The sequence below is a fragment of the Okeania sp. SIO2F5 genome, assembly GCF_010692685.1.
In the GTDB taxonomy this organism is placed as follows: Bacteria; Cyanobacteriota; Cyanobacteriia; order Cyanobacteriales; family Microcoleaceae; genus Okeania; species Okeania hirsuta.
Map to the genome: position 1 here is coordinate 22668 of NZ_JAAHGU010000018.1, position 19931 is coordinate 42598.

At 35.3% G+C, this 19931-nt stretch carries 11 protein-coding genes; 5 read left to right on the top strand and 6 right to left on the bottom strand.

Annotated features, from left to right (window positions below; translation table 11 throughout):
- Positions 1–91 precede the first annotated feature (91 nt).
- The 3 genes from F6K27_RS09750 to F6K27_RS09760 all read left to right on the top strand — a co-directional run bounded on the left by F6K27_RS09750 (position 92) and on the right by F6K27_RS09760 (position 3423).
- Entirely contained in the window at positions 92–247 is a 156-nt protein-coding gene (locus F6K27_RS09750) for a hypothetical protein (protein WP_161564975.1), read from the top strand.
- A 1206-nt stretch (positions 248–1453) separates the two neighbouring features.
- A complete protein-coding gene (locus F6K27_RS09755) occupies positions 1454–2155 on the top strand; it encodes a glutathione S-transferase family protein (RefSeq protein ID WP_287275688.1) in 702 nt (233 codons plus the stop codon).
- 578 nt (positions 2156–2733) lie between these two features.
- Positions 2734–3423 carry a glutathione S-transferase family protein gene (locus F6K27_RS09760; protein ID WP_287275690.1) on the top strand — a complete coding sequence of 230 codons (690 nt, stop codon included), beginning with the start codon at positions 2734–2736 and terminating at the stop codon, positions 3421–3423.
- 256 nt (positions 3424–3679) lie between these two features.
- Here the strand turns inward: F6K27_RS09760 and F6K27_RS09765 are convergent, their stop codons facing one another.
- The 3 genes from F6K27_RS09765 to dnaK form a co-directional block, all read right to left on the bottom strand.
- The gene (locus F6K27_RS09765) at positions 3680–3814 is read right to left on the bottom strand and encodes a hypothetical protein (protein WP_287284250.1); all 135 of its coding nucleotides are present in this window, start codon (positions 3812–3814) and stop codon (positions 3680–3682) included.
- A 1217-nt stretch (positions 3815–5031) separates the two neighbouring features.
- Positions 5032–6030, bottom strand: a complete 999-nt coding sequence (locus F6K27_RS09770; RefSeq protein ID WP_124143553.1) for a DnaJ C-terminal domain-containing protein — start codon at positions 6028–6030, stop codon at positions 5032–5034.
- 239 nt (positions 6031–6269) lie between these two features.
- Complete coding sequence (gene dnaK / locus F6K27_RS09775) at positions 6270–8285, bottom strand: molecular chaperone DnaK (protein WP_287275692.1); 2016 nt, start codon at positions 8283–8285, stop codon at positions 6270–6272.
- Between the two features lie 648 nt (positions 8286–8933).
- On the opposite strand from dnaK, the gene pds reads away from it, so the two are divergent.
- On the top strand, positions 8934–10391 hold the full coding sequence (pds, locus tag F6K27_RS09780) for a 15-cis-phytoene desaturase (RefSeq protein ID WP_287275693.1): 1458 nt from the start codon (positions 8934–8936) through the stop codon (positions 10389–10391).
- Positions 10375–11313 carry a 15-cis-phytoene synthase CrtB gene (gene crtB, locus F6K27_RS09785; RefSeq protein ID WP_287275754.1) on the top strand — a complete coding sequence of 313 codons (939 nt, stop codon included), beginning with the start codon at positions 10375–10377 and terminating at the stop codon, positions 11311–11313. The genes pds and crtB overlap by 17 nt, the downstream gene beginning before the upstream one ends.
- A gap of 338 nt (positions 11314–11651) precedes the next feature.
- Here the strand turns inward: crtB and F6K27_RS09790 are convergent, their stop codons facing one another.
- From F6K27_RS09790 to F6K27_RS09800, 3 genes are all read right to left on the bottom strand, one after another.
- Entirely contained in the window at positions 11652–12125 is a 474-nt protein-coding gene (locus tag F6K27_RS09790; protein WP_287275696.1) for an RNA-binding protein, read from the bottom strand.
- Between the two features lie 1734 nt (positions 12126–13859).
- Complete coding sequence (locus tag F6K27_RS09795; protein ID WP_287275698.1) at positions 13860–16412, bottom strand: M48 family metalloprotease; 2553 nt, start codon at positions 16410–16412, stop codon at positions 13860–13862.
- Positions 16413–18030: 1618 nt separating this feature from the next.
- Positions 18031–18846 carry a sulfotransferase gene (locus F6K27_RS09800; RefSeq protein ID WP_287275700.1) on the bottom strand — a complete coding sequence of 272 codons (816 nt, stop codon included), beginning with the start codon at positions 18844–18846 and terminating at the stop codon, positions 18031–18033.
- Positions 18847–19931 lie beyond the last annotated feature (1085 nt).

The window sequence follows — 19931 nt, forward strand, 5'->3', positions numbered from 1 at the left end:
TTGATGCACAACAATAGTATTTTCACTGATTAATATTTCACTTGAATCAGCATAAGACCGTAATTTGAGGGATAAATCAAAAAAATATTCATTGGTAATTTTTAAACAAGGAAATGTATATAGTAATTATCGGGTAAGCATTCAGCCATCAGCTATCAGCTATGAATTATTAACTCATTTCTTACCACATAATTGCATGGGTTTACAACTCAAGCGAGTCTTTCTTGTACTTCAATACTCTGGTTAAAAATGTAGTATAAGTTAAAATAAAGTTGGCTTCATTCATTAAAAAAATGTTTGTGTAGCATTCCGGAGGAAGAGCTGATTACTCATAGCTAAATGTTTATAATACTCTGGTTAAAAATGTAGTATAAGTTAAAATAAAGCTGGCTTCATTCATTAAAAAGCTGTTTGCGCAGTATGACCTAGGAAGAGCTGACTACTAATACCTGAATGCTGACATTCTCGACGCAGTTTTGTAGAAAATATAAGTACTTGTGCAAAATTAATTCAAAATTTGTAAGTAGATAGTAGGTAGTAGGGAACAAAAAATATACTTGTCTACTTCAGCAGTTAATCTAAAAATACTTTTTCCTTAAATATTCAGCTAGCTTGCATTCAGCTTTTAGCTGTTTCATAAATAATGAATATACACTGCTAAGGTCAAGATAAGTTGTTTTTTCAATACTTTTTCGCGCCTTGAAGCCTCCCCTTTTAAGGGGAAAAAAGTGGTCGATATTCGCAGCTTCCCGAAGGGTGGGATGGATGGGTTTCCTAACAATATCCAATCGACCAAGAGAAGAAATAATATCTCCTGATATTCAATCCTCTCGATTTTAACCAGAGGTAATTATCAATTATCCATTATCAATTAATGAAATCTACCTCAATTAGTAAAGCTTTGATCTAAAACTAAAAGCAATAGCTGTTTGCGTAGCATCCTACAGGGAATATCTGATAGCTGACGGCTAAATGCTTACTAATAAAGTCATTTATACCTAACTGATTATGATTGTGAAATCTACTTAAATCACTAACAATTTCTTAACTGATAAAAATGATTGTTGGAAAAATTTTGCCAAACACCATACTCGCATCTCTAAAATTATCTCCATCTCTCTTTTTTCAAGAATAAGAAAGATTTACCTTCTAAAAGATAAGCATTTCCTGCGGAATGCTGCACAAACAGGAGTCAGCTATCAGTTTTATTACCTTTCAAGGAGAAAAAAGTAATTTTATCAAAGCTTCAGAGTACGAATATCTGGTTGAGAATGTAGTAGAAGTTAAACGAATGCTTGCTTCATTTACAATCCAAATAAAATCTATTATTACTTATTTATAATTACCTAAAATTAGCTAATTATTGCTGTAAAAATAACTCGATTTTGACAAAAAATATTATTTATTAACAAGCTAAAATTCTGTTATCCTTAATAGAGCAGTTGCAAGTATTATGCCATCCATGAAAATCAAAATGTATGACCTAGTAGGTACAGAAAATAACAGAGCTTTTAGCCCATACTGCTGGAGAATTCGTATGGCTCTAGCCCATAAACAACTGGAAGTAGAAAGAATTCCTTGGCACTTTACTGAAAAAGAAACAATCGCTTTCTCTGGTCAAGAAAAAGTACCAGTAATTGTTGATGGTGATCGAGTAGTTTTTGACTCTTGGAATATTGCCAACTACTTAGAAGAAACCTATCCAAATAAACCTTCTTTATTCGGCTGTTATCAAGCACAAGCTCAAGCTTTATTTATCAAAAATTGGGATGAAAAAGTTTTGAACCCAGCCTTACTACCAATGCTTATATACAATGTATTTGAACATATAGATGCCAAAGACAAAACTTATTTTCGAGAAACTCGCGAACAACTATTAGGCAAATCACTAGAAGAATTTAAAGATGTACAACCATCTCAAATTGAGCATTTTAGAACCATCCTCTCTCCTTTAAGAGAAACTTTAAATCAGCAGCCTTTCTTGGCAGGAGAAAAACCAAACTTTGCCGACTACGTTATATTTGCTAAATTTCAATTTGCTCGTTCTATCTCCCCCATTAAATTATTAGAAACCAACGACTCTGTTAATATGTGGCGGAAAAAAATGCTCGATTTATTTGACAGTCTGGCACGTCAAAGTCTTGGTTACAATTAACTAGTGCAAGATGGTGGAAATAACTAAGCAGTTACAAAATCCTAAAACAATTACAAATCAATACTTTTGACTTTTAACTTCTGTGTAGCGATACTAGCTATCAGCAATTAGTTATCAACTATCAGCCTAAAAATTTGCCCATATAATTAGGACTTGCTGATTAAATATAAAAGTATTTACAGATAAAGGTTTTAGACTTTTTGGGGCTTTGAAAAAGTGCGCCTGTTTCAGCTCTTCACGCTAAAAAAGGAGCGTATTTTAGGCTCATAGTTGGGCAGAACAATATTGGAACAATTCTTACTCCTATCTCCTCTAAATTCCCCGTTCCTCCTGTCTCCTGTCTCCTGTCTCCTACAAAGAGCAAAAATACTTTTTTCAGCAAACCCTAATTAGGTATCTGTTTGTGGAGCATTCCGGAACAGAAAAGCTTGGGTTTAAATCTCCGACTTCTATTAAGTCGCTTAATTTTAAGAAGAATTTAAATCCCCTTATCAAAAGCTGACTGCTGATTGCTGAAGTACTTAATTGCTAAAGGCTTTTTAATAGCAAACTCAATAAAAATTAGAGCTTTTTAAATTATGACTATCGACTTATATTATTGGCCTACTCCTAATGGCTGGAAAATTTCTATTATGTTAGAAGAAACAGAAACCCCTTATAACTTAATTCCAGTTAATATTACCGCCGGAGACCAATTTCAGCCAGAATATTTGAAAATTAGCCCTAACAATAAAATGCCAGCCATTGTTGACCCTAATGGACTCAATGGCAACCCTATTTCTATCTTCGAGTCAGGAGCTATTTTGCTCTATTTAGCTGAAAAAACAAGTCGCTTTATTCCCGATAACCCAAGCGATCGCTACACAGTAATTCAGTGGCTAATGTTTCAAATGGGAGGTCTTGGCCCAATGTTAGGGCAAGCTGATCATTTTCGTCAATATGCACCCGAAAAAATTCCCTATGCAATTGAAAGATACACCAATGAAGCATCACGTTTATATGGAGTATTAAATCAACAATTATCTCAAGTAGAATATGTGGCGGGAGATTATTCTATTGCTGATATGGCAATATATCCTTGGATAGTACCCCACGAAAAGCAAGGGCAAAATTTATCAGACTTTCCTCATTTAAAGCGATGGTTTGAAACTATTAGTCAGCGACCTACAGTAAGTCGTGGTTTAGCAGTTTTAAGTGAGAGTCGGACAAAGAAGTTTGATGAAAAAGCCAGGGAAAATCTTTTCGGTACTCGTCAGTTTCAGCAGTAATTAATAGCTATTTAACTATTAAGTAGAAAATGGTAAATTTTGGGCGCTATTTATCAAATTGTAAATTAGCTCAAAAGTTTATATTAAATGGCTTTAGGAGTTTTTTGATTAAATATACAGTGTCTTTTTTTTAGTCTGCTCTACTTAGTTTTGGTAGGGTAGGTAAAAATTTACTTACCCTACCTAACCTAGTTTTGATAGTAGAATTTGGCACGGTATTATGTAATATTTTCACCAGTTCAATTCTATGGCTAGCTTAAAAGGAGAAGTATTTATTTTTGAGGTAGTTACTATCAACAACTCTGGCAAAATAATCTACCGCACCTCTACCAGTGCCAGGCAAAAAAGACCATAAGCAAGTTTCTAATACAGATTTCCAGCCACTTACCACAAAACAGTCAATCTATCAATCTACTGAAAAATGAGGAGAGAAAAATTAGTCATTCATCGTCACATAAATTCAGACGATCGCCTCTAAAAACAACGACACGATAGGTATTTGCAGCCTCAAAATTCTTTTAAGCAATACTATCCCTTGGATTTTTCTACCATTTAGAGTATCACACAACCGAGTAAAAGCGCTAAAAATATTGAAACTTCGTTAGCTGATTGGGAAAACTTTTCTCCGATTTTGTCAGAGGTTGATGACAAAATTAAAAATTTTAAAACTAAAAGACTGAAATTGATAACTAAAACTTACCTAATAATTAATAATTAGAGTTTGCGTATGGAAACCCTATTTAAAGTCCCTACAGATTATTTCGTTTACGGTTTGTTCGGGAGCAAGTAATGAAAGGGGTATTCATAATTCTGATGTTGATTACGGTTAGTCCAAATATCTTAATTCTGATGCTGATTCACCAACGCCAAAACAAATAAGCCGAAAAATCCAGACCTCCATCAACATAGATGCGTTTTCTCAAAGGTTGTCTGAATTCTTTTCCAAAACTTCCCTCCGCTGCAAAAAAAAATCATCCTCAATAATAGAAATATTGCCCGATCGTTCCCTATGAGTATAGGTAATCAAAATATTGAACCTTGTCATTTTCTGAAGCTCAAAAAAATTAGAGGATAATGAGGTTGCATCCCCTCAAAAACCGCGATAGGATATACATATTGGCAGTTGTTCGCCCCTACGCATGATTTTTTATTCAACAAAAAAAAGTGAAACAGATTTTTATTTGCTCTCAAAAATGCCTCCTGACCAAAAAATAAGGTCTCAAGCCTCCCCTTTCAATGGGATGAAAAAAAATCAAGTTCAATATTTCAATTCCGATGCTTTCCTGTGGAATGCTCCGCAAACAGGCAGAGGTACTGATAACTGATAACTGAAATGACCCTGAATCAGCAGATAAAGCGCAGGACTCCTTCTTGAGTTTAAGTTGCACTTTTTCATTTTCTGAAGCTCAAAAAATTAGAGAATAATGAGGTTGCATCTTCTCAAAAATCGTGATAAGGTATATAAAATTTTAGTCACTCGTCCCTAAGCATGACTTTTTATTCAACTAAAACCTAGGAAATATAAATTATATATGTAAGGTTAGAACATATCAAAAGCTCAAAACTCAGACAAAGCAAGCTTATTCCTTCGCACACCTTAAGCTCAAATCAAACAGGCAAATCCTTCCTCGGCTTAAACCTCTCAACCTCCCGTAACTTCTGATAAATCTCCAACTCCTCCTGACTAGGCTCCTTCGGAGTCACAATCTTAATCTCCACCAACTGGTCTCCACGCTCACCCCTCCCATCAGGATACCCCTTACTCGCAAGCCGTAAACGTTGACCAGAAAAAACCCCCGCCGGCAACTTCATCTTCACCCAACCATCCAAAGTAGGCACCTCAATATCCCCACCCAAAACGGCCTCCACAGGAGTAATAGGTAACTCACAAAAAATATCCGGTCCATCCAACTGATAAAAATCATGAGGAGCGATCGTAATCTTCAAATACAAATCTCCCCCACCAATACCCTGATTTTTCAGACGAATTCTTTGACCACTAACCATAGCCATCGGCATATTCACCTCTATCGAACGCCCATCCTCCAAACGTATTTTTTCAACCCCTCCCACATAAGCCTTTTCCAAAGGTAAAGTTAATCTAGCCTCAATATCCTTTTTTACTTCCCGCTCTGTTGCCTTATAAGTATTCTTTTTCTGACCAGAACGATAAACATTAGAAGTCTGAGTTTTTGGAATTGTCGATTCAACTGGAGTTCTAACTTCACGGCGACGACCTAATAGTTGGTCTACAAAAGTATTAAAATCTGAAAAGTCACTAACATCTGAATTTTTTTCATTTTTTCGCCCATTTTCATCACGATTATCCCAATTCCTAAAATCAGGAACTCGTATCCCCACCCTACCCCCAATTCCTTTAGGTTTCCAATATCGAATAAACTGATCGTATTCTGTTCGTTTTTCTATATCTGATAAAATATCATAAGCTTCATTAATATCTTTAAATTTTTCTTCTGACTCTTTATCACCAGGATTTACATCTGGATGAAACTGTCGTGCCAGTCTCCTATATGCTTTCTTAATTTCATCCACCGAAGCATCTTTAGAAACATCTAAAATCTGATAATAATTCCGAAAATTTTGCATCTGCTAACTTAAACTTATAAGTTTTAACTATAAATATTTTCTATAACTTTTTGAGGAAAAACGGTAGAATACTTAAGACTTCTTACCTTCTCACTTTTCGAGAAAAATAATAGAAAGTCACTAATTTACTTAGGAAATTCTCCAATATTTATAACTCATTCACGACAATAAATTCACTTTTAATTTTAACTATATCTTGCAACTAAGCAAGAAACTATCTCCCGTAAAATCTAAAATAGTTACAACCAATCATCATCATCATTCCAATCATCACTCTGATAATAACGATTAGGTCTATTTGGTCTGTTATAACTGACTCGATCCGAAGACCTACGATCTATCCTATTATCATAATCATAGCGTTCCTTGCCCTTGCGGTCCTCTCCAGAAATACTCCGACGCACAGATCCAAAAAAATCATCATCCTCTGAATCAGAAGTATAAATTGAAACTTCACGATTCAAATCGTACAGAGCATCCTGTAAATCAACTCCCACCTGATCGATACCACGCTCATCATCCCTCTCCAGACTATCCCGTAACTCTCTAATCAACATCTCAATCCGTTGACGACTCCTAGCAGCAAATTGCATACCATAATCCAAGGCCACCTCCCGGAGTTGTCGTTCAGCTTGAAAGGCCAAAGCTTCTGCACGATTACGCTTTTCCACTTGCTCCCTTCTTAGTCTGTCTGTTTCAGCAAATTTTTCAGCATCCCGAATCATCTGACTAATTTCTTGCTGAGTTAAAGTCGATGCTCCTTGAATAGTAATACTTTGAGCCCTACCAGTAGTTTTATCCATTGCAGTCACCTGCAAAATACCATTAGCATCAATATCAAAAGCCACCTGTACCTGTGGCACACCCCGTGGTGCAGGAGGAATACCCGTCAGCTTAAATTTTCCCAGAGACTTATTCTCTGCCGCAATTTCTCTTTCTCCCTGAATAACATGAATCTCAACAACAGTCTGGTTATTTTCTGAAGTAGAAAAGATATCAGAACGTCGTACCGGGATAGTAGTATTTCGAGGAATAAGTTTTTTCATCACCCCACCAATAGTTTCCAATCCAAAAGATAATGGGGAGACATCCAACAGCAGCACATCTCGTACATCCCCAGCTAAAATTCCCGCTTGAATAGCAGCTCCCACAGCCACAACTTCATCAGGATTAACCCCTTGATTTGGTTCTCTATCTATTAGAGAGTAAACTAAATCTTGGACAAAAGGAATCCGAGTTGAACCACCCACTAATACTACTTCATCAATCATAGAAGGACTAATACCCGCATCTTTTAATGCCATTTTCACAGGGCGTCCTATTCTGGGAATTAAATCCCCACAAAGTCCTTCAAATTGAGACCTAGTCAGCCTAGTTTCTAAATGTTTAGGGCCATCTTTTGTGGCTGTAATAAAGGGTAGGTTAATCTCAGTCACTCCGACCCCAGATAATTCTATTTTAGCTTTTTCCGCAGCCTCCATCAGCCGTTGTAATGCCTGGCGATCGCTTGTCCTTAAATCTATTCCTTCTGTCTCTAAAAATTGTTCTGCTAACCAATTTACTATTCGTTGGTCAAAATCATTACCCCCTAGTTGAGTATCTCCACTCGTGGATTTAACTTCAAATACTCCATCTCCTACCTCTAATATTGATACATCAAATGTACCTCCACCCAAGTCGAAGACCAGAATTACCTGATTATCTGTATTCTCTAATCCATAAGCCAAAGATGCAGCCGTTGGTTCATTCAGAATTCTTTTAACTTCTAAACCCGCAATTGTCCCTGCATCACGAGTGGCCTGTCTTTGGGAATCATTAAAATAGGCTGGTACGGTAATTACTGCCCCTGTAACTTCTTCTCCCAAATAGCGACTTGCTTCATCTGCCAGTTTCCGCAATATCATTGCTGAGACTTCTTCCGGAGCAAAATCTCGTTTCATCCGAGGACATTTAATTTTGACATTACCATATTCATCCCGGCGAATTGTATAGGGAACCCGCTTTGACTCTGGAGATAGTTCAGAGTATTTACGTCCAATGTATCGCTTGACCCCGTAGAAAGTGTTCTGAGGATTCAGAACAGTTTGTCTTCTGGCCATTTGTCCTACTATTCGTTCTCCTTCCTTAGTGAAGCCAACTACAGATGGAGTTGTCCGCATTCCTTCTGAATTAGCTATCACTATGGGTTTTCCGCCTTCCATGACGGAGACTACGGAGTTTGTTGTACCCAGGTCTATGCCGACTACTTTGCCCATGCCTTAGTTTTCTTTATTCTGTCCTTTTGTTGATTATTCTATCGTGTCAAATTTCTCAAGCTTTGAGGATAGCCTCACCCTCTGAAAAGAAGGCATAAGACCAGAAGCAATAGACAGGAATAATCAAATATATTTTTGCCTTCTGTCTGCTTATAGAGTTGAAAACAACTAAATTTATTTATGAATTATGGACTAAGGTTAATTTTTTTAGAGAAACAACTATGCTCAAGAATTCCTTGCTAACACCCTCAAATTTATTGAATTTATGGGGTTTGTATTCTCCTCTCTGGCTCCTTATTCCTTATTTGGCCTTTTTTTCTATAGCTACATACTTAACTTAGATTTATAGATTTAATTTTTTTTGTGCTCGCCTCTTACCCTTAGTCTGTTAATCTTAATCTGTTATCGATATTCAAGAGCAAATTTAAGTATGTATTTTTAAATTTTATTAAGATACTTAGATTATATTACTAATTTTGCTGTAACATTACCACACTTATCTACTTTTTGTCAAAAGTATATATAACAAAAATTGAGGCAAATGGAATTAAAAATAACAAATGAGATGTTGCTGAAATTTGTAACAACTTGTAAAGTTATAATAATAAAAAAGAAGTAAATTGAATTAAAGAGGTTTTTACCAAATAAATGCGAGTTGCGATCGCGGGAGCGGGACTAGCCGGTCTTTCCTGTGCCAAATATCTAACAGACATGGGTCATACTCCAATAGTCCTAGAAAGAAGGGACGTTCTAGGAGGTAAGGTAGCAGCCTGGAAAGACGAGGAAGGAGACTGGTACGAGACCGGTCTACATATATTTTTTGGAGCCTATCCAAATATGTTGCAGCTATTCAAAGAACTAAATATAGAGGATAGACTGCAATGGAAACAGCACACGATGATTTTTAATCAGCCAGAAAAACCAGGAACATACTCTAGATTTGATTTTCCTGATATTCCAGCACCTTTGAATGGAGTAGTGGCTATTCTCCGCAATAATGATATGCTAACCTGGCCAGAAAAAATTAGATTTGGTATAGGTCTGATTCCAGCTATGCTTCAAGGCCAGGAATATGTGGAAAAAATGGACAGATACACCTTCTCGGAATGGTTGAAAAAACAGAATGTTCCTCCGAGAGTAGAGAAAGAAGTATTCATCGCCATGTCAAAAGCGTTGAATTTTATTGGGCCAGAGGAAATATCCTCAACCGTAATCCTCACGGCTCTAAACCGCTTCCTCCAAGAAAAAAATGGCTCTAAAATGGCCTTTTTAGATGGTTCGCCCACAGAGCGATTATGTCAACCTCTGGTAGACTATATTGCTAAGGGAGGTGGAGAAGTAGAGTTAAATGCACCACTCAAGGAATTTTTACTGAACGATGATGGTAAAGTCAGTGGATTTCTAATCAGAGGATTAAATGGAGCACAAGACCGAGTAATAACTGCTGATGCTTATGTATCAGCAATGCCAGTCGATCCCCTAAAAACAATGTTACCCAAACCGTGGCAGCAGATGGAATACTTCCAAAAGCTCAATGGTCTTGAAGGTGTACCAGTAATTAATCTACATCTATGGTTTGATCGCAAACTAACAGATATAGACCATCTACTGTTTTCACGCTCACCTCTACTAAGTGTCTATGCAGACATGAGTAACACCTGTCGTGAATATGCTAATCCCGATCGTTCCATGTTGGAATTAGTATTAGCACCCGCCAAAGATTGGATTAATAAATCCGACCAAGAAATAATCGCAGCCACAATGGCAGAGTTGGAAAAATTATTTCCCCATCACTTTAAAGGAAATTCTCCAGCTAAGTTGTTGAAATCTCACGTTGTCAAAACGCCCCGCTCTGTATATAAAGCTACCTCCGGTCGCCAAGATTGTCGCCCTTCCCAAGTAACACCAATTGCCAATTTCTTCCTTACAGGAGATTATACTATGCAGCGCTATCTAGCCAGCATGGAAGGAGCTGTACTTTCTGGAAAGCTTACAGCGCAGGCAATTACGAAGGCAAGCTCCGCTAACGCTTCTACTCACCTTGAATCTCATGCAAACTTGCAACCAACAACTCCAAAGCCAGCAAAGAATGCTGCAACGGTCTAAATCTTCTCAACGCATGACTCGTTCATCCCTGGTATCACTAGAAGAGTCTTATGAGCTGTGTCGTAAAGTCACAGCTACCCACTCTAAAACTTTTTATATGGGTACTCAGTTAATGCCAGAAGTTAAACGTAAGGCGATATGGGCAATATATGTCTGGTGTCGTCGTACAGATGAACTGGTCGATGGACCCATGTCAAGTTCTACAACTACAGAAACTCTCCAAGAGTGGGAAAAACATCTAGAATCTATCTTTGCTGGCTATCCACTAGAAGATACAGATGTAGCTTTGGTAGATACTCTATCCAGGTTTCCTTTAGACATACAACCATTTCGAGATATGATCGCGGGTCAGCAAATGGATCTGTACCGCAGTCGCTACGAAACATTTGAAGAACTTGAACTTTACTGTTATCGAGTGGCAGGTACAGTTGGTTTAATGACTATGCCAGTTATGGGAGTGGAGCGATCGAGTCTGACTGCTCCCTGGAATAGAAATCAACAGATTAAACCTCCCACATCAGAGGCGATCGCTTTGGGAATTGCCAATCAACTTACCAATATTCTACGAGATGTAGGAGAGGATGCTCGTCGGGGTCGGATTTATCTTCCTCTAGAAGAATTAGCTTTGTTTGATTATACTGAAGAAGATTTATTGAATGGTGTAATCGATCGACGCTGGCGAGAATTAATGAAATTTCAGATTAACAGAGCACGCAAGTTTTTTGTTGATGCAGAGAAAGGTATTAGGCGTTTGAATCCTGATATTCGTTGGCCTGTTTGGTCAGCTTCTATGCTTTACAGTAAAATTTTAGATGCTATTGAGCGCAATCAATATGATGTGTTCAACCGTCGAGCTTACGTTTCTACCCCTCGAAAGTTAGTATGTTTACCCATAGCATTACTTAGATCGAAAGTGTTATAAGTTTTTGATTTTTTTCTTATAACATAATAGTTAGTTTGAATCATAGAGATTAAGTGAATTGCAATATGAGGTAGAGCTAAGTTTAGCTACAAACATAGTCGTTCCAAGCTTAATTAAATATCAAAATCATGAAACCTATAACTAATTAACTCAAACCTGTCTTGTCTTAGTCAAAAATTAAACTATAAAAAGAGCCTTTGATTTATCATTAAATCGAAGGCTTCAAAGTGACTTTATAAACTTATTAAGATTTTATAGATATAGCTACAGTTCCTTGTACAACTATATCTACAATCATTTTAACTTGATAGTCTAATTTACTTTACTTGTTTGTTTTCTTAAGAATTACTGGTAGCTGCTAAACGCTGCTTCAACTCTGCTAACGCATCTGCCCAACGGGGGTCTGGCTGAACTGCATCATTTCCGCTAGAATTAGGAGTACTACTGGTAGTTTTAGATGCTCCTTTATCCTTTTCACGACGAGACTTTTTCGCCTTACCAGTGCTTCTGCTGGCTGGTTTTGACTCATCCTCAGTTTTTTCTGACTCGCCCTTATTCTTAGAGCGTGGCAAAGCCTTTTCAATTTTCAAAGGACTTTCTTTAAACTGATAACCATTGTACTTTTCGATAATTTGGTCAGCTTGTTCATCATTTTTGACTGTTACAAAGCCAAAACCACGGCACTTACCAGTTTTACGATCTGTGATCAATTTAGTGCTCACACTATCACCTTCTTCGGCAAAAACTTCTTGCAGTTCTTGACGTTCCATTACTTCTTTAGGTAGATTACCTATATACAAACGAATTGACATACCAATTTCCTCCAGACTTTGACTTGCTTAATAACAATAAAACAAAAACTTTGTTGACTGAGATTGACTGAACACAAACAAAAGAAGAGGGCGCTCAAAAAAAAACTGCTCCTGACTCTGAAGTGCGAAAAACCTGAGACAAATATTACTATTTACCGTTCTACTCAACTTACCCAAACTTACCCAAAAGGGTTTTAGAGCTAGCTTCCTGCTTTGCTGACGCAATGCTGCGCGAACATTGAATACCACTGACTGCAGTCTGTAACTTATCTTCGAGAGCAGGCTTAAAATCGGCGGGAACTCCACCTACTAAAATCTATTAATCTACTATGAAAACTTTGCTACTTGATATTTTCCGGACATTCACTTAAGGTTAATGGATTTCTCAATCACCTTTTTACAAGCCACCTATTCTTAAGAGTTTTGTACAGGGTTTCAAGCCTTAATCTAAATTAAATTAGCTTGATTTTTGCTTTTGTGTACCCTAGCAGACAATCAGTTTTTTGTCAAGATTTATTGAGATTTGTCCAAATTTATCCAAATTGTTTAACTTCAGTAGTTAGCCCTTAATAAAAAGTGAAATGATCTCCCATTTTTTAATTTGGTTAACTTTAGCAGATAATGTGATTTTATCAGGTTGTTTTTAAACTTTTTAGTCACCACTCAGTCAACAAGGCTATAGGTCTTGCTAAATTACTTCTTTTTGATATTGATTTGCTAAACGCTTATAACCCTAACTTATAAATATAACTTTAAAGCCTGCTAAATTCAAGCAACTCAATTACTACATAGTACATTTATTTTTAGTATACTCCCTACTATTGAAGACCAACTCTTAACCATAATATTTACCTTATTTTCCAAGCAAACCGGAAATGTTCATATTAAATATTTGATTTTTTAACAGACAACATTATATCTGACTAGTATAAACTTATCACAACCCTAAGTCAATAATCTACATATTTTTGAAAAATTTGGCTACCAATATTTTATTACCAAAAAATTCGGTTTAAAGCCCTATCCTAAAAGAAAAGCTCTATATTATCATCAAGAATGGCTTGAATTTTCTGAGTGTTTCATTAAGATTAAAATTAGGATTGACATACCAAAATCCAAAGTCTTAGACTAAAGATACATCAAGATTTATTGATCGTGACAATCAAGAAAAACATACTTGACATATTTTATATAGGAGTTGTCTGTTCAAGATAAGATTCACTAGCGCTAATGCTAAAAAGCTAGAGAAAAAATGACGTTATATTGTCATGGCAATTATGAGAATAGAACTCAAGCTAAGGAAAAGGCAAGTTAAATTAGAATAATCACACATAATACCGCAAGTATGCGAAAGTAAAGAAAAATCTAATAGCTAAACTATTAAGCAATGTCCACTTATAAGATCGCGAAGGTTCTTAATTAAAAAAAAAGCAGCCGTAATAACTAGCTGGCAGAAATTACTATGTTGGGAGATTGACACTTACCATGCAAGAATTTTAGCCGACAATGAATTTTAGAACTTTGCTGCTGATTAACTAAACCATTATATATATACTACTAAAACTATACTTACTATTAAATAGGATAAGTTTATACATTTCAATAGACGTAATATCTCTACAAACTAATACAAGCCTACATCCTGAAGTTACTTTAGTTAAGCAAATTTAAATTTATAGCTAAATTTAACATTGTTTGTTTAATAGTGCAACCTTTCTTTACATAATCTGATAATTAAAATCTGCCTACATATATCATATAAACTCCCCATATAGAAAAAATACAAGCTACAATAGTTGACCAGACTGGATGGCCATTATTAAGAGATTTACCAGAATCGCCTTTTAAGTTATGGATATCTATCCAAGGAATAGCCCCTCGCCTCCACCAACCAGTAACAGTTATAGACTTACCAACAAGATCTCCATGATTCGTGATCGTAGGCCATAAGTTACCAACAGGACCTAATTGAGAAGAATAATGTAACTTTATCAGTCCTTGTGTTGTTTGTAGAATCAAATCTTGTCCCAAGAAGTTACTCATGCCACTCTTACCGAGAAGTTGACCTTTAAACTGAATTAAATGACTATCTAATGGCAAAGCTTCTAAATCAGTTAATAATTTTAACAAATCAGGATTATACAAAGTTTTGCTTGGTTTAATATCGGGGAAAAAGTGATTAATCCTAATCAAAATACCAATACTAAAACCTATGGCTAAAGAGCCAACTAAAATCGAAATATCTCCCCATAACCAATCAAGTCTCCAAAGACCAACAGCAGAAGAAATTCCACCTATTAACCAAAATAAGCCAGTAAAAAGTAGACCTATTAACATTCCGAAAAAAGGCGCTCCCTGAAGTAAAAGTTTCTGTAAATTAAAACTTGGTGTAGTTAAATATTTCTCTTGTTGATTCCTACTTAACTGATTTTTTTCAATGGCATTAGCATTAATATTTTCTAAATTCAGCTCAGTCTCTAGCTGCCAAAAATTAGCATATAAAGATAATATTTTTAACCGCTCACCAAGCAAAGGATGGCTATCATTAATTGCCAACCAATGACGATATGGGTTGACAATATCCCAGTTAAAAATTGATTCAAAATTACTATGTGAACAAACACTACCAAAAGTAATAGTTTGATTTATTCCGACTGGCATTAAGAGTTCAAAACTTTCTAATAAATTTATAATTTTGCCTTGATTTTGTATATCATTAGCCATTCCAATTGTAATTTTAAGAATAGCTCGTGTCAGACCATTAGGATTTCCTGTTAAGTTACAAGCAAGGCGATCGCTATAATAGACTCTTCGACGAGATAACCATAAAATCGGCAATTTTAGCAACCAATATAAGCCATAACTAGGAGTAGAAATTATTGCAGCGAATACTCTAAAACCGGATACTAAAATAGGTAAACAAGATTTGATGAATTCTGGTAAAAAATCAGGTAATCCGCGCTCAACAAAATCTAATACCCAATCTGCCCAAAAAGTTAATTGCCAATAAATAGTGTAAGGAATTTGAAGCATCAAAGTAGCTATAGACATTAACCAAAAATCTCCATTTTTAACATGACTAATTTCCCTGGCATAAATAGTGGCAATTTCATCTTCTGCTAATTTATCTAACAATCCCTGACTAACAACTATTCTGAAAAAACGAGGCAACCATCCATAACTGAATGCTATAGGAACATCTATTGGTAAAATCTTTAATTTAATTTTTTGTATTTTTCGTTTTTGACAAAAGCTACGGAGTAGTTTATTGGCTTCTTTACTGTAATTAATTAGAGTTGTTGTTGGTAAATTTTGGAGACCATAACTAAGGGTTAATAACCCATCAATTAACCAGGGAGAGAAGATAAATAATACTGTCAGAAAAATTATAAAATTTCGAGTTGGGTCTCGGTAAAAAATTTGAATCGGTTGGAAATAAGGCAGCCAAACTAGGAAATCATTAGTAATATCTAAAGTCAATTTTAATATAGTCAGACTTAGCCAATATAGACTAGCACCCACAACTATTTTTTCTAGCCAGAAAAGAGTTAAGTTAGGAGATTTAAGTTGACGACCTCCTTTTGCTCTTCCAGCTTCACGCCATATTATTTTTGGTGAGCGATCGCCTGTATCTGTAGGAATATTTGTTGATTTTTTATAGGGTTGATTTGAGGGTTTTGAATTGGAGTTATTAATTTCTGTTGATAAAGGTTGTTTTTGATTTTTTTCTGTATCTATATCATTTTGATTTGACTGATTATGTTTGACAATATCTGAGGGTTGACTAGAATTTTTTACAGAGTTATTTATGTTCGATAAATTAATATTTTTTTGAGATAGTTTTTGATTATTTTTTGCCGAGGCATTTTGCTCTGAAGTGGGATAAAATGGAACAAATCCTGTTTTAATATTTTGTTGTTGATGTGGGGGAGGTAATGGTGGGGTTTTAGGAGTAGGAATAGTTAATTTTTTAGGATTTTTTTGCGGATATCGCTTTAATAATTCTTTGAGGTTACGATGAGCAAAAGTTTGAATTTCATCATTAGAGATTTTTGTTAAATTACGGCATAGGGTAATGGCTTTATCTATTTGTTGAGTTCGTTCATAAGCTACTATTAAACCCATATTTGCTTTTAACTTTTGCTTCAGGGGTTTTTGTTGAGAAATTATTTCTAGATGAGCGATCGCCTGTGAATATTTTTTTTGTTTAAGAGCAAGTAAGCCAGCTTTTAGGGATGGTTTTTCTGGTAAATAACTATCTGTAGCAGAGGGTGTATTATCTATCATTTTAATTTTTGATATTAATATTTTGGATAACTAATTAGTCACCTGCAAAAAGTAGAACCACTTTACCCATTTATTATTTTTATGTCTTTCTTTAATTTGAAATTTGACTTAAAATTTGCTAGCTCTACTCACTCTTTTTTAGTAATAAGCATTTTCTTTCTGAAGGAAAGCTAACATAAATGGAATACTGCCTCTTATACTAAGGGTGAAAAAACAATGCTTTTCTTAGGTGAGAAAATTATTAAGTAAGTAATTAATACAGGTAGAATGACCTTTTTGATAATTATTAACCACTTAATGTGTTAATTATTTATATTTTCTTTTGTGGGTTTAATACCCCACAGTTAAGAGGGGTGCTTAAAATTTTTTGGGGTTATAAGATAGGGGCGTGACCTGTCGAAGAATATCCATAAGGAATGATACCAATTCCCATGCATTAATGCGATACTTAGGTAACACTTCAGTTATTAAGTAATTAAAAAAAATAGAACATTTTTTTTACTAATTTTAGCTAAGCTAAATGTTAATTATTCTTGTGTTTACTTCCCCTCCTGGGAGGGGCTAGGGGTAGGTCCCATACTCAAGATACGGGTTGAAAAGTTTTTGATAAATGGTATTAGACCTTATGCCTTCAGCATAACTGCCTTCTGCCTTCTTCAATTATTTAAGTTTGCTGACGAGAAATTATAAACATTCACGCCTTTTTTGTTTTCATTATTCCCAATTTTCCCAGTAACCGACCTAAATAATGTTTCCAAGTATAAGGTTTAAAGACAATACATCTTTTCAGATGGGGAATCCAAACTCTATGTTTATTACCATTTAAGTTAATTAAATAAGCAATATAGCAATCCTATTTTATTCGTGTCAAAAATCTTACTGCTTTTTAGGGAACACTTAACTGGGAACAGAGAACAGGTAAGAGTTTCAGTTTTTTTATTTACTTTTTGATTTGTCACGACCTATTTAGGATTGCTATATTTTCTATATTCCGGGAATAACCATGGAGAATTTTAACTGGTTCAGCAAAGGCATTAATAAAACAAAATCTAGCATTCCATTCACTAGGCAAAGGGTAGATTCTTGAAGAGGAATTGAGCAAAACTTGTGCGAAAGATGTTTGGTCACTTTATTCAATAGTAATAGACGATCGCTAATAGCTGAATTATTACGTTTATATCCCGATAAATCAAAGTATTTATCAAACAATATTACTACTGTCTAATTGTATAAGTTAATATCTTTATTAAGCTAATTAGGGTTTGCGCTCAAAAGTCTTTTAGTAGGGGTAGAAGACAACCCACCCCTAACCCCTCCTAGGAGGGGAAGACAGGAGACAGGAGACAGGACTTAGGGGAATTATAGAGGAGGTAGGAGTAAGAATTGTCCCTAGAATTTTCTGCCCAACTCTTGCCCAAAATGCGCTCCTTTTTGACCTTGAGCAACCGAAAAGTTGGCACTTTTTTCAACCTAAAATAGCTAAAACCTTTATCTATCAATGCTTTGAGTTTTAATCAGCAAGCCCTAATTAAAAAACACTTAAAATCAAAACAAATTAACTTAAAACAATATTACTAATTTTGGCAATTAGACACCACTTATAGATCGAAAATTTTTCTTACAGTTCTGTATAGCTATATTTCTGCATTACAGGCTGACAAATTACATTAATTTTCTGTATTTCTTCAGCATTTAGTTTTCCCTGTAAATTGCTAGCTCTCGTTGTATTAATAGGTCTGTCAGTCCTGGTTCCTCCTGCCAAATATTTACCAGGATTTTTTTGATAAAAATTCAGTAAATCATCGCTCCATTCAATTTCCAAAAAATTAGTTATTTTCGCTAATGTTTCTTTTGTATTTTGGATTAGATCTTCATATTTAGACTCTAAAACATCAAATCCATGATTCTTGAGCAAAATCGGGTATTGGTTTTTATATAACCAATAAATTCCAGCTAATTCAACTTTAGATAATTGAGATAGATGCCAATTTTCTAACTCTTTACCAAAAAAAGGTTTGAGTCTTTCTATTTCTTTTATAACACATCGATCGATCCAATCTCCTTGTGAATTAACTAGATTGAGCATCGAAGAAATAGTGCTATGAGGATTTCTAATCGGCCATATTATTTTTGAATTAGGATAAAATCTTTTTAAGAAATCTAGTTTATGAGAATGTTCTAGGATCTTAAAACATGAATAATGATGGTTAATCTTATTAACTGCTAGTCTTTGAGCTGAGGGAAAAGGATATGGACTAGGAAATTCTGTTTCGTCTACACAAGTAATTTGAGGATGTGCATTAAGAATGGATAGTAATAAGGTTGTACCACTTCTTTGACAACCAAAAATAAAAAATAAATTCCCAGAAAATATTGGGCTAAAGTATCTTAATGTAATTGTATTTCTGAGATGATACTTAAATTGTGAAATCATATTTGAATTATATTTAACTAAACATTAATATCGTCAAAGGTCGTTGAAGAAGGAGACAGGAGACAGCTATACTGGAGACAGGAGGAAAATTACATGGGGATTCTCACCCCAAGTAATGCGTGAACACGACCGTTGACGGTGGGGTATTAAACCCACAAAGAAAATGATAATTTCTATGGACTAGCTAGACTTTTAAAGTATTCTATTCAAGGGGTGAAATTATTAAATTAAGACTATACCATAGGTAAGTATTTCCTACGGAATGCTGCGCAAATAGCTCTTAGTAGTCAGCACTTCCCTGCGGGATGCTACGCAAACAGCAAATAATAAATAACTCCTTCTAAAGTTGAAGTAGCATGCTTTGGCAGTAACTTTTAATTCTCTCTAAATTTTTCAATTACTTTTACCTCTTCCTCTCATCAATAGCTGATACCAAATTGAAATGAAGCTGTATAGAATAATATTTCAAGCAGAATTGACCGCAGATACGCGTAAATAAAGATAGTAGCAATTAATGAATTTCATCATTCTATGCAACCTGATATCAAACTGGTATGATAGCTGAATGCTTATTACCATAGTCATCATATTTTAGGTATTAAAGTAGTCATACAAAATTAATTACACATACTCTAAAGCTAAAAATATGAGGTTGTGCATAAAGAAAATGTGGGAGTTTTTTTGCTTGATTGAGTATTGTTTTTTGTCTTCTTAACATATTCTTATTATCATTTTCTTTGTGGGTTTAATACCCCACCGTCAACGGTCGTGTTCACGCATTACTTGGGGGAGCGTAGACGCGGAGCGGCCCTTCGTTGACTATCCCCATGTAATTTTCCTCCTGTCTCCAGTATAGCTGTCTCCTGTCTCCTTCTTCAACAGTTGATTTCTGGATGAATAGCGATAATGTGCATGAATTGGCACAAGAAATTCTGCTGCTGTTATGGACGTGCAAAAAAATACAAATTTGATTCATAATGCCCATGTTCATGCATATCGAAACCTAGCATAGCTACATCGCTCCTTGGAACTGGAATGACTTGATTATTTATCCCACACTTTGCGCTCTGCACTACCAAATATGA

Excerpts from the sequence above, each read along its gene's own strand:
- F6K27_RS09795 (WP_287275698.1), bottom strand. The coding sequence starts at position 16,412 with ATGATAGATAATACACCCTCTGCTACAGATAGTTATTTACCAGAAAAA.
- pds (WP_287275693.1), top strand. The coding sequence starts at position 8,934 with ATGCGAGTTGCGATCGCGGGAGCGGGACTAGCCGGTCTTTCCTGTGCC.
- dnaK (WP_287275692.1), bottom strand. The coding sequence starts at position 8,285 with ATGGGCAAAGTAGTCGGCATAGACCTGGGTACAACAAACTCCGTAGTC.
- F6K27_RS09760 (WP_287275690.1), top strand. The coding sequence starts at position 2,734 with ATGACTATCGACTTATATTATTGGCCTACTCCTAATGGCTGGAAAATT.
- F6K27_RS09755 (WP_287275688.1), top strand. The coding sequence starts at position 1,454 with ATGCCATCCATGAAAATCAAAATGTATGACCTAGTAGGTACAGAAAAT.
- F6K27_RS09800 (WP_287275700.1), bottom strand. The coding sequence starts at position 18,846 with ATGATTTCACAATTTAAGTATCATCTCAGAAATACAATTACATTAAGA.
- crtB (WP_287275754.1), top strand. The coding sequence starts at position 10,375 with ATGCTGCAACGGTCTAAATCTTCTCAACGCATGACTCGTTCATCCCTG.
- F6K27_RS09770 (WP_124143553.1), bottom strand. The coding sequence starts at position 6,030 with ATGCAAAATTTTCGGAATTATTATCAGATTTTAGATGTTTCTAAAGAT.
- F6K27_RS09790 (WP_287275696.1), bottom strand. The coding sequence starts at position 12,125 with ATGTCAATTCGTTTGTATATAGGTAATCTACCTAAAGAAGTAATGGAA.